We start from the raw sequence: 12,284 nt of genomic DNA, 5'->3' as shown, positions 1-12,284 counted from the left end.
TTGGGTAATTAAAAATTTATCAATCAATAATGAACAAAAAAATTCGTTTGTTTGTATTGATATACATCGGAAAAAATTGAATTCATACATTACGGGCACGGTTTCATGGCAGAAAATATGAACTACAAGCATTTGCATTATTTCTGGGTAGTGGCGAAAGAGGGCTCAATTGCAAAAGCCGCAGCGAAATTACATATCACGCCGCAAACGATCAGTGGGCAATTGAGCATGCTTGAAGATCGTTTAAATCAGCCGCTGTTCGACCGCGTCGGCAGAGGTTTGCAACTGACAGAAACCGGGCGATTGGTATTGCGCTACGCGGATGAGATTTTTGAGTTGGGCCGAGAGCTCAGTGATGTATTGCGAGGAGCGCCTCAGTTCGGCGCATCTGAATTCATTGTCAGTGCGGCTAGCGCTATTCCTAAAACCATTGTATACAAAATCGTGGAACCTGCGCTTAACTTGAGCGAGGACATAAACTTAGTCAGTAAAGAAGGTCCCATCGACGCTATCGTGGCGGATCTCGCTGTGCACGATGTTGATATGGTGCTCACTGATACGCCGCTTTCTGCCGCGTTTAGTATCAAGGCCTACAATCACTTTTTAGGTGAATCCGGCCTGTCGTTCTTTGCGGCACCCAAGCTCGCAGAGCAACTTAGCGGCCAATTCCCCGATAATTTGAACCACAAACCGATGTTACTCCCGACAAAACAATATGCGATTCGCCAATTGTTCGACCGCTGGACCAGTGACATTGATTTGTTTCCCGTCATCAAAGGGCAGTTTGATGACAGCGCGTTGATGAAATCCTTTGGTCAGGCAGGCCTAGGCGTATTCTTTATGCCAACTGTCATTGAACAGGAAGTGTGCGACCAGTTCAAGGTTGAAGTGGTAGGGCGAACCGAAGATATCAAGCAGCGATTTTATGCTATTTCATCTGAGCGCAAGGTCACCCATCCAGCGGTGGCCGCAATTTGTGATAAAGCGCGTGACATTATTTTCAAATAAGCGCAGCCAATTGTACTGCCAAGCGTAGCCATAAAGGCGATACGCAGCTATACTATGCGCCGCATTTAAAAGCGTTAAATAGATTAATAAAGGAATAATAGTGACTCCTATTACAAAACAATTCGCGTATGGTCAACATACCATTACGCTAGAAACCGGCGTTATTGCTCGCCAAGCCACTGCCGCAGTCATGGCCAGTATGGATGACACTTCGGTCCTCGTGACGGTTGTGGGTAAGAAAGAAGCCAAGCCAGACCAATCATTTTTTCCATTGACGGTAAACTACCAAGAAAAAACCTATGCAGCCGGCAAAATCCCGGGTGGTTTTTTCAAGCGTGAAGGTCGCCCTTCAGAGAGCGAAACCTTAACAGCGCGTCTTATCGACAGACCCATCCGTCCGTTGTTTCCAGAAGGCTTCAAGAATGAAGTCCAAGTGGTTATTACGGTGATTTCTTCAAATCCAGACATTCCCACTGACATCGTTGCGATGATTGGTACGTCGGCGGCGTTGTCCATTTCCGGTATCCCATTCAATGGCCCAATTGGTGCCGCTCGTGTGGGTTTCACAGACGGTGAGTATGTACTGAATACCCGCGCTTCTGAGCAGGAAGCGAGTGAACTTGATTTGGTCGTAGCGGGTACACAAAGCGCCGTTCTAATGGTTGAATCAGAAGCCAGTATTCTCAGTGAAGATGTGATGCTAGGTGCTGTCATGTACGGCCATGAGCAGTTGCAGACCGTGGTTAATGCAGTCTCTGAATTTGCGGCTGAGGTGAATACCCCTAAATGGGATTGGACGCCAGAAGCGGAAAACACTGAACTGAAAAACAAGATTGCTGAACTTGCCAAATCGGGCATGACTGAGGCGTATCAAATTTCAGATAAAATGGAGCGTAAAGACGCGGTTACTGCGGTGACAGAGAAAGCATTAGCTGCCGTTGTTGAAGCCGATCCTGAGCAAGACCCTAAAGAAGTACTCGATCTGCTTCATGAATTGGAAAGCGACGTGGTACGTTCACGTATACTTGCTGGTGAGCCACGTATTGATGGCCGTAGCCCAGAAATGGTCCGCGCCCTAGACGTCGCGACCGGCTTGCTTCCTCGTACTCACGGTTCAGCGGTGTTTACACGCGGTGAAACGCAAGCCTTGGTTGTTGCAACCTTAGGGACGGAGCGCGATGCGCAAATGATTGATGAGTTGGCTGGTCGTCGCGACAGCCGCTTCATGTTGCATTATAACTTCCCGCCATACTGCGTTGGCGAAACCGGTATGATTGGTTCGCCGAAGCGTCGTGAAATTGGCCACGGACGTTTGGCGAAACGCGGTATTCAGGCTGTTATGCCAAGCGAAGCGGATTTTCCGTATGTTGTACGAGTTGTATCAGAAATCACTGAGTCGAATGGTTCGTCTTCAATGGCGTCTGTGTGTGGTACGTCCTTGGCCTTGATGGACGCAGGTGTACCAATCAAAGCATCTGTTGCGGGTATTGCAATGGGCTTGGTTAAATCTGACGATAACTTCGTGGTTTTATCTGACATTTTAGGTGATGAAGATCATCTTGGCGACATGGACTTCAAAGTAGCCGGTACCACCAACGGTATCACGGCGCTTCAGATGGATATCAAGATTGAAGGGATCACGAAAGAAATCATGCAGCAAGCGCTGAAGCAAGCGAAAGAAGCGCGTTTGCATATTTTGGGCGTGATGGATGAAGCGATTGGCGGGCACCGCGAAGAAATGTCTGAGTACGCGCCGCGTATTTATACGTTGAAGATCGATCAAGACAAAATCCGTGATGTTATTGGTAAAGGCGGAGCCGTTATTCGTTCAATCACTGAAGAATCTGATACTAACATCGAAATTGAAGATGACGGTACAATCAAGATTTTTGCCACCGAGCGTGCTAAAGCCGAAGTGGCTATTGAATGCATCGAGCAGGTCACTGCCGAGATTGAAGTGGGTAAAACGTACCACGGTAAAGTTACTCGTTGCGTAGATTTCGGTGCGTTTGTTGAAGTGCTACCAGGCAAAGAAGGTCTTGTACACATTTCACAAATCGCTCACGAGCGTGTTGCAAAAGTCAGTGATTATTTGACGGAAGGGCAAATGGTCGACGTGAAAGTTATGGAAATTGACCGTCAAAACCGTGTGCGCCTGAGTATCAAAGAGTTACTTGAAAAGCCAGCGCGTGAAGATAACGAAGGTAACAATACTGACAGCGAATAAGCGTTCAGTCGCGTTATTGTAGTGTCATAGGAAACCAGCGCTTGCGCTGGTTTTCTCTTTTTACGGCACAGGTGTAAAGCATTGAATAGTGGGAGTGATCAGATGGAAAAACAAAAAGAAACTGAAATCGAGGCCGCGGTTTTTAGGCGTCTGTTGGCACATTTGGATGATAACAAAGATGTACAAAATATTGATTTGATGATTTTGGCGGACTTTTGCCGGAACTGTTTGGCCAAGTGGTATGTGGCGGCAGCCGAAGAACGTGGTGAGACCTTAGACTATGAAGCCGCTCGTGAACGCGTCTATGGCATGCCATACAGCGAATGGAAAACGCATTATCAAGCCCAAGCGACACCTGCACAGTTGGCTGCGTTTGAAGCGCGTCAAGCGGATAAAGGGTGTGGTTAGGTAGGTGTTTCGTTCAAATTGAAAGCGTCTGGCAGTAACTGTGTTATGGTCCGATAGACTAGTGAACCGCTCTGCGTTGCCATAATGACTACAGTCTCCGGATGCGCAAACTCGGCTATTTTTTGTCGGCAGCCCCCGCAGGGAAAGCAGTGTTCTTCATTGGGGCTGACAATAAGGATGCGGGAGAGCTGTTGTGACCCAGCGGCAACCATTGCGCTGATTGCAGAGGCTTCTGCACACTGCCCCAGTGGAAATGCTGCATTTTCAACATTGCATCCAGTAAATATATCCCCATTTTTATTCAACAGAGCGGCACCCACTTTGAATCCGGAATACGGCGCGTAGGCGTTTGTTTGCGCCTGCCTGGCAGCAGAAAGCAGTGCTGTAGTCCGCTGATTAATTTTGTTAATATCGGTTTGGTCGTTGTCCATAAGGTGCCACTGTCTTCAATCGGCTGCCTTTTTTATCATGTTTGGTGATAAGTGCAATAGTCGTTGTGCTTTTACCGCAAATGGGATTTTTTATTTTGTACGATTATATCTTGCGGTCATTTCCTTTTTCCGTAGTCCTGATAGTCCTCTTTTTGACAGGTTGTTCGACACTACCTACATCGCAAGCGCCGCAAATGGGTAACTTGCTCCTCGCCGAGCCAGCACCGATGAATCCGCGTGCTCAATTGGCCATTGCACGCTATAACTACATTCTTGATCAGGCTGAAATTGACGACACCGAGCGGGCAGAGCTGCTTTATCAGCGCGGTACCCTGTATGACAGTGTTGGCTTAGTAGGACTAGCACAATATGACTTCACACAAGCTTTACAGCTCAAACCAGACATGGCAGAAGCGTACAACTCGATTGGCGTTCAATACACTCAACAAATGGAGTTCATCCAAGCCTATGAGGCGTTTGATTCCTCGTTAGAGATTAATCCGGATTATGAATTTGCATTTCTGAATCGCGGCATTGCACTCTACTATGGCGGGCGTCCTGATCTGGCAAAAAATGATATCAGCACCTTTTTGCAGCAGGATCAGACTGACCCTTACCGCGCAATTTGGCATTATATTGTGATGCGGGAGATCGATCCTGAACAGGCTATGACTTCACTCAAGGCGCAACGTAAAGCATTAGATGAATCAAATTGGGCAGTCAGTGTGGTTGATTTCTATCTAGGCAAGATCAGTGAAAATGCGTTACTAACCTCTTTGTTAGACGGTGTTGCCAGTCAAAACGAATTAACTGATCGGCTGTGTGAAGCCTATTTTTATCTGGGCAAGTACCACAGTGCGCGCGGTGAGCGCGGAATAGCCTCAAATTACTTTAAGCTCGCCTTGAGTACCAATGTGTTTGAGTACGTTGAGCATCGTTACGCACGTCTTGAACTGGAAAGAATGCGTAATCTAATCCCAGCAGCAAACTCTGAAGAGACTCAATGAAGCTGTTGTGGCCTTTGGTCGCAGCGGCAGCGTTATTGTTAACCTCGTCAGCAACGCGTCAACTTCCTGAGCAGAACACTGTCACCAGACCAGAGCGCTTGTTTCAAGCGTTACATTTGGGTAATCCCGATGCATTGATGCATTTAGAGCAGGTTGTTTTACGCATAACGGATGAGTCACTGCAGCGATATTGGCTAACACAGCTGGGGGAACGCGACAGTGTAGTCGCCTTAGTCGCCCTTGCTGAACGCTCAGTAGATCTGCAGCAGCGTAGCCACTGGCTATCGCGGGCAAGCCGAATGGGATCGCCTGAAGCGCAATTTTTGTTGGGCTTAGAGACTCAACATACCGACAAGCGCATGGCGCTGTTGAAAGCCAGTGCTGAGCAGAATTACTTACCTGCTCAAAGTGCCTTAGCAAACTGGTTCTTGATGAATTCTGAGCCGGAGAAGGCACTACCGTGGTTAAAGCAGACTGCTGCTCACTACGCGGAAGATGCATTTGCACTGGGTAAAGTCATGGCGAAAATCGAATCTGAACAGGCATTCAATCAATCCTTACAGTACTTTACTGTGGCAGCTGAGTTAGGTCACGAGCAAGCGGCCGAATTAGTCGACGTAGCGATGCACCATCGACCCGAAAACCCAAACACACAACGCTCAGAATTAAGGTTCGATGCGTTGCGGCAGTCTGAACAGCCGCGTCATTGTGCTATGCGTATCATGCCCGTCACGCTGTCTTTAGAGAGCCAGGCGCAGGCGATTCATCTAATCGATCAATTGAAGGATGATAAGCGCCTTTCTGAGCTACCGATTTGCGTTGCTGATCCCATTTGGCTGGCGGATAAGGACCAGTGGTGTTCCAAGAAGCAGCAGGCTGGACGAGAGCGCTTTAGCTGTGACCTAACGCGGCTTTCGTCAACCATCAACGCTAACGATGTGACTCATGTGATCGTATTTGCCGAGAAAGCCCGAGCTTATGTAGACCGAGGCGCAATGTATATTGACCTCACTGACCCCTATTCAGTATTGGTGCACGAACTCGCCCATTTTGCTGGGTTTGCTGACGAGTACCCCATCACAACAACGTTGGCGCGCCATCATTGTAAAACGCAACGCGCGCCCAACCTTGTGTTCGACGGCGAGATCACCTATGCGCCAATGAGCAGACTACGGCATTGGCAAACACAAACACAGTCATTGATCCAGGAAGGTGTCAGTGATCTGCCTCTCACACTTCACCCGGCGCGAACTTGTCAAAATATCGATCAAGTTGCCTACAAGCTGACCGCCGAACGCACCTTTATGGAATTTCACGATATCGATTTCATTCCGGCTGTCTATCGACGCTTGTGGCGAGAGCAAATACTCAACCAGCATCACTGGTATCCTGTGGCTTTAAATATTGCAGAGCACTATCGCAGTATCGACCAGCTTGAAAAAGCTAGAGAGTGGCTGGTTTTTGCGGTTACTCAACAGGAGCGAGTGGCCGGTATTGGTCGCGAAAATTATCTACCCACATCGCCGTTGCGCCACAAATTGCCACAGGCATCACCAGAAAATTCAGAATAGGAACCATCGAGGTGACACTGACCATCATACCAAAGGTCATACTTTTCGTGCGCTTTGTACCCAGTGCCAGCTTCATTTCGGAGAATCCTACCTTGTGGTTATCAAACGCATAGTCGCAATATTGTATAGCCATCATCCAAGCAGAGAATAAAAACCAAATCACTTGTCCGAATACGGGGATCAGGAAGAACAGAATTAAAAAACCAACCGCACGGGGCAGGTAATAGCCTAGCTTCGCAAACTCTCGAGCGAGAGTGCGGGGAATATCTTTAATGATCGATAGTAATCCCTCGTCGCCCAGGCTTTGACCGGTTAAGTGGCGCTCTACTTTCTCTGCCAGCAACCCATTGAAAGGTGCAGCGATCCAGTTAGCAAGCGTACCAAAGACCAATGCGAACACGAGTAGGATACTCAGCACAGCGATGGGCCAGAGCAGAAACGCCAAACCTTCTTTTAGCCAGCCCAGCCAATCTGGTATCAGGTTGACTAACCAGGCAATACTGCTTCCAATCTCGCCAAACAGGAAATAAAACGCAGTGACAAACAGTATCAGGTTGATAAATAAAGGGACCAGCACAAACCGTTTTAAGCCTTTTGTCTGGATCAGGCTGAAGCCACTCATAAAGTAACTCATACCGCTTTTCGCACTGCTATTGCCCATCTCTGTCACGATCGCCTCATTTGTCTGCAATGACATCTTGGCGCGTAGTGTACCTATTCTCAGGTCAACTGAAAAAGGTCAATTGTTACAAGCGATGAGTTTTGTTACATTCAAATCACTCAATTACCGCCTGCCAGCCATTGTTCGCAGTTATGACAGAGATCCTCATTAGCGATGCGCTTAAAACGAATTAAACTCGCTGGTTTTAAATCCTTTGTCGACGCGACATCAATTCCTTTCCCCGGCGATATGACCGCCATTGTGGGGCCGAACGGTTGTGGAAAGTCAAATGTGATTGACGCTGTGCGTTGGGTGCTCGGTGAAAGTTCAGCGAAAAACCTTCGTGGTGATGCTATGACTGACGTGATTTTCAGTGGATCCAGTGCCAGAAAATCGGTCTCTCAGTGCAGCGTAGAGCTTATCTTTGACAACGCGTCTGGTCGTATTCAAGGTGAGTTTGCTCGCTACAACGAAATAGCGGTCAAACGAGTGGTTACGCGTGACGCACAATCCAGCTATTGGCTAAATGGAAGTCGCTGCCGTCGCCGTGATGTAACCGACCTGTTTTTAGGCACGGGGCTAGGGCCACGTAGCTATGCCATTATTGAACAAGGAATGATTTCTCGACTGATTGAGTCTAAACCTCAGGAGCTGCGCGTTTTTATTGAAGAGGCGGCAGGTATCAGCAAATACAAGGAGCGACGCCGAGAAACGGAAACGCGTATTCGCCATACCCGAGAGAACTTGGAACGCTTGGAAGATGTGCGCAGTGAGTTGACCACGCAACTCGATAAACTTCATCGTCAAGCTCAGGCGGCCCGGCGGTATAAAGAGCTTAAGGCGGTTGAGCGCAACGTGAAAAGTGAACTGGCTGCACTGAAGTGGGCAGGCTACTCTGAGCGTGTGGATAACCTCACTCAAAAAATTCACCTTGCTGAAACTGATTACGAGGCCTTAGTCGCTTCGCAACGACGCGATGAAGCCCTGCTGTCTGAGCAGCGTCAAATACAGGCAGACACAAAGCACGCAATCGAGGATTTACAACAGCAACTATTTACGATTGGTACGCACATTACCCGCTTGGAACAATCTCGCGATTATGCGCAGCAACGGCACCAAGAACTCAACGCCGAAGCGCAGGAGCAGCGAAACAAGTTGGCGTTGGAAGCAACGGAGTTGGAGGCGCTATCTAGCTTGCGCGAGGCATCTGCAACCGAGGTTGAGCGACTTGAGCCTGCGTTAGAAATACTGCAGGAACAAGCCGAGACCGCATTGCGTTCGCGGGATACCGCCGAACGGAAACTCACAGACTTTGGTCGTGAGTATCAAGTGCAGGAGCAAGCACATCAACAGCTAAAGCAACAAGCTCAGTCTTACCATAGTCAAATTCAGTCGACCATGAGTATGCAGTTAAGAACGCAGCAGCGTATGACTGAAATTGAGCAGGAATTATCCTTTTTGGATCACGAAGAGCGCGTACGCGAACGCGCGCAAGCGAAGATCGAATCCAACACATTAGCGCAGCAACGCGATGAAGCCTCTGACGCCTATGAGGCAGCGTGCTCACAGCGCGTCGATCTGCAAGCTAAACACGATGCATTAAAGGTCTCTGAGCAGCAGATTTCAGCGCGTCAACAACGCTTCAGCGCCGAAATAGAGGGGCTGAAGAGCTTACAAGATGACCTGTCTGACAAGACAAGTGCAGCACTCAAGTCTCAGGGCTTTACGCAAGTATGGCAGCAGCTTGCTATAGAAAAGGGGTTTGAGCGGTTATTTGATCGGGTCGCTGAGCAATGGAACGAGGCATTTGTGATTGAAAGTGAACATGAATTTTACGCGCAAGCAAAGTCTGCCAGCGTGCCGATGGTGTCATTCAACAGTGCATGGACCAGCCATAAGGTAGAGGGCAGTTTGGCCCAGCGCGTGACGAATGAACGTGTTCCCAGTCAGCTTAATCACATTTTAGTCGCTGACTCTGCAGAAGCGGCGCGGGCAGTGCAAAAACGGCTTGAACCACACCAGTCGGTTATTAGTGAAGAGGGCCCGTGGCTTGGTGTTGACTGGTTACGTCAACTCACTGTGTCTGCACCGGGCAAGGCGGTGCGTAGTGCGCGAATTGCTGAGTGTGAGATGTTGCTGGCTGAAGCAGATCAAGAAAAGGCAGTGCTTGAGCAGCAACTCAAGGCGGCAATCGCTGATCTGGCTGACAACGCTGCGCTCTGTCGAGACACAGCAGAAGCGGTGGAAAAAGCGAAGCATGCTTTTTTGCAAGCGCAAAATCGTGTGTCTATGCTAACCATGCAGATCGAGCAGCAAAGTAGTCGTGAAAAACGTTTACAAGATGATCTTGTCGAGCAGAAGCGATTGCTAGCCAAAGAGCAACAACAGTTAGATGCATTATCCGCACGCGTGGCAGATGTGGAAGAGCGCTTGCTGGATTTTGAAGCTGAGCAACTTCACTATGAGAAGTCCCGCGAACAATGCGAAGCGGCGGTCACTGATGCGCGTTCGCAACTTGAGCACATCAAATCAGAGCTTCACCGGCAAACCCTATCACTACAGCAATTACACAACGAACTCACGCGATTGAAAGAGAAGCATGAAAGCCTCAGTACTGTGCACACTGAGCGCAAGGAGCGCTTACAGAAAATTGAGCAAGAGCAAGCGAAGTTGCTGCTTCCCAGCGAACAACAGCAAGATGAAATTGAGGCGCTGCTGAAGCAAAGAGAAGATGTCGCTTTACGTCAGTCTGAAAAACAAGCGACGTTGGCGGATATTGAACAGCAACTACGTGAGGGCGAAAAGAAGCACGCTAACGATACTCAGGATCTGCATTCACAACACGCCTCTATCGAGCGTCTCAGATTAGACTGTGAAGGCTACAAAGTTCGTGCCGCCAGTGTACTTGAGCAATTGTCAGAAACGCAGCAAACGTTGAGCGCAGCACTGGAACGTTTGCCTGACGATGCCAGTGAAGAAGCGTGGAATACTAAGCTGGAATCAACCAAAGCCGCCGTGTCTCGACTTGGCGCAGTGAACCTGGCTGCGGTAGAAGAATTTGAAGCTCAAGCAGCACGAAAAGCGCATTTAGACACGCAGTTTGACGATTTACAGCATGCATTGGATACACTGGAAGAAGCCATCCGCAAAATTGATCGCGAAACCAAAGATCGTTTCAGTCGAACGTTTGAACAAGTCAATGACGATTTAAAAACACTGTTTCCTAAAGTCTTCGGAGGGGGGAGTGCCTATCTGGCCTTAACGGGTGAAGATTTGCTTGAAACTGGGGTAACGATTATGGCGCGACCGCCGGGCAAGAAAAATACTACAATCCATCTTCTCAGTGGTGGAGAAAAAGCCTTAACCGCATTATCATTAGTATTTGCGATTTTTAGATTAAATCCTGCACCGTTTTGTTTGCTCGATGAAGTTGATGCACCGCTCGACGATGCTAACGTAGGGCGCTTTTGCCGGCTTGTGTCAGAAATGTCTAAAACTGTGCAGTTTATTTATATCACCCACAATAAAATTGCGATGGAAATGGCAGAACACCTTACGGGTGTTACTATGTCGGAGCCGGGCGTATCGAGAATGGTTGCGGTCGATGTTGAAGAAGCTGTTGCCATTGCCAATGCATAACAAAGGGCGAGTATCCTAAATGGAAGAGTTACGTTTTGCGCTGTTAATCTTAGGTGGCTGTGCCATCGTTGCTATCTTAGCTCATGGCTTATGGAGTCTCAGAAAAAATACGACATCTAACCTCCCACGTAAGCGTGTCGAGCCGGTGAGCGATTCGCCGCGAAGTGATGGATTTGACGAATATGGTTTAAGTGAAGTTCGCGTCATTGGTGAGGTTAAATCACAGAAGAAATCCGTGCATGATGAAAAACCCTTTCACAATAAACCCAGTGGCGATCACCTGTCATCAGACGAGCCAAGCATTGTGGTCGACGATGATGATAAAGACAACCTTGCTACGCGTGACGAGGAGGTGGCTTCTGAGGTCGACAGCAACCAGCCTGACTCTAACAATATTCCTGATATTAAAGACTGGGATGTGAGTAAGCCAACACTGGTGGAAGTACCGGAAGAGGCGCCCAAAAAACTCTACGGCTCAGTGGTGAGTAACCCTAAACCGGCGGTTAAACCCGTGCACGTTTCAAATAAACCCAAAACTGCTGAAAGCAGTGCTATACCTGAACCGCCACCGTTTCTGTTACAGACTGACAATGAGCCAGAAACACCCCCGCCAGCTGAGCAAACCGAATCTGCCGCTACCGCACCGGCGCCTGACTTCCAATTGGATCAAACCCCCGGTGATTTGCACAACCATGAAGCGTCGCAGGAAAACCCGTCTACAGACACTATTTCCTTACGCAAACGCGCAAAGGGCTCACCGCGACGCCGGGTTGAGCCTTCCATCGGTGAAGACCAAATGCGAATTGATTTTGATGAAGAAGCACGCCGAGAGGCGAATACCCCGCCAATTCAATCTGAGGACGGTCAGCCCCAGACTGAGCAGCCTACGCCGCCGTCGCAGGAGGTACTGGTACTTAATGTCAAAGCGCCTTCTGGCGAGGAAATTTCAGGAGCCGCGTTATTGCCTATGTTGCTAACGCTCGGATTTAAGTTTGGTGATCAGGATATCTTCCATCGGCACGTGAATAGTAATGGTAAAGGGCCAGTCTTGTTTAGTTTGGCGAATATGTTCAAGCCTGGCATATTCGACATTGATAATCTGGAAACATTTACCACCAAAGGGGTTTCATTGTTTATGATCTTGCCGATTGAGGGCGATCCGCATCAGGTTTTCAATATGATGCACAACGCGGCGCGTAAGCTAGCGGATGAATTCGGTTGTCAAATTCTGGACGGACGACGCAGTGTGCTGACGAAGCAAGGGTTGCAACAGTATGTTGAAAAAATTCGAGAGTTTGAACGCCAACGCATTATCTCTCGTCACTAAAAGTA

9 protein-coding genes are annotated in these 12,284 nt (G+C 48.6%); 7 read left to right on the top strand and 2 right to left on the bottom strand.

The window, feature by feature from the left end:
* The first annotated feature begins 105 nt into the window (after positions 1–105).
* From nhaR to KIU71_RS08815, 3 genes are all read left to right on the top strand, one after another.
* Positions 106–1,008: a transcriptional activator NhaR gene (gene nhaR, locus KIU71_RS08825; protein ID WP_214130885.1), complete on the top strand. Its 903-nt coding sequence runs from the start codon at positions 106–108 to the stop codon at positions 1,006–1,008.
* Between the two features lie 100 nt (positions 1,009–1,108).
* A complete protein-coding gene (gene pnp, locus KIU71_RS08820) occupies positions 1,109–3,235 on the top strand; it encodes a polyribonucleotide nucleotidyltransferase (RefSeq protein ID WP_214130884.1) in 2,127 nt (708 codons plus the stop codon).
* A gap of 102 nt (positions 3,236–3,337) precedes the next feature.
* Positions 3,338–3,643 (top strand): DUF1244 domain-containing protein, encoded by a 306-nt coding sequence (locus tag KIU71_RS08815; protein WP_214130883.1) that lies wholly within the window; start codon positions 3,338–3,340, stop codon positions 3,641–3,643.
* Here the strand turns inward: KIU71_RS08815 and KIU71_RS08810 are convergent.
* Positions 3,640–4,074, bottom strand: a complete 435-nt coding sequence (locus KIU71_RS08810; protein WP_214130882.1) for a cytidine deaminase — start codon at positions 4,072–4,074, stop codon at positions 3,640–3,642. The genes KIU71_RS08815 and KIU71_RS08810 overlap by 4 nt on opposite strands.
* An 80-nt stretch (positions 4,075–4,154) precedes the next feature.
* Here KIU71_RS08810 and nlpI point away from each other — a divergent pair, with 80 nt between their 5' ends.
* Together nlpI and KIU71_RS08800 are read left to right on the top strand one after the other, a co-directional pair.
* The gene (gene nlpI, locus KIU71_RS08805) at positions 4,155–5,081 is read left to right on the top strand and encodes a lipoprotein NlpI (protein WP_214131035.1); all 927 of its coding nucleotides are present in this window, start codon (positions 4,155–4,157) and stop codon (positions 5,079–5,081) included.
* Positions 5,078–6,652, top strand: a complete 1,575-nt coding sequence (locus tag KIU71_RS08800; protein ID WP_214130880.1) for a tetratricopeptide repeat protein — start codon at positions 5,078–5,080, stop codon at positions 6,650–6,652. Before nlpI ends, KIU71_RS08800 begins: the two co-directional genes overlap by 4 nt.
* Here the strand turns inward: KIU71_RS08800 and cysZ are convergent.
* Positions 6,549–7,286: a sulfate transporter CysZ gene (gene cysZ, locus KIU71_RS08795; RefSeq protein WP_250207413.1), complete on the bottom strand. Its 738-nt coding sequence runs from the start codon at positions 7,284–7,286 to the stop codon at positions 6,549–6,551. The genes KIU71_RS08800 and cysZ overlap by 104 nt on opposite strands.
* Before the next feature lie 201 nt (positions 7,287–7,487).
* Here cysZ and smc point away from each other — a divergent pair, with 201 nt between their 5' ends.
* Together smc and zipA are read left to right on the top strand one after the other, a co-directional pair.
* Positions 7,488–10,952: a chromosome segregation protein SMC gene (gene smc, locus KIU71_RS08790; protein ID WP_214130878.1), complete on the top strand. Its 3,465-nt coding sequence runs from the start codon at positions 7,488–7,490 to the stop codon at positions 10,950–10,952.
* Positions 10,953–10,971: 19 nt separating this feature from the next.
* Entirely contained in the window at positions 10,972–12,279 is a 1,308-nt protein-coding gene (zipA, locus tag KIU71_RS08785) for a cell division protein ZipA (RefSeq protein WP_214130877.1), read from the top strand.
* Positions 12,280–12,284 lie beyond the last annotated feature (5 nt).

This window comes from Alteromonas oceanisediminis (assembly GCF_018474025.1).
Lineage (GTDB): Bacteria > Pseudomonadota > Gammaproteobacteria > Enterobacterales > Alteromonadaceae > Alteromonas_E > Alteromonas_E oceanisediminis.
The sequence above is the reverse complement of the archived record's forward strand: the minus strand, read 5'-3'. Positions and strand labels throughout refer to the sequence as shown.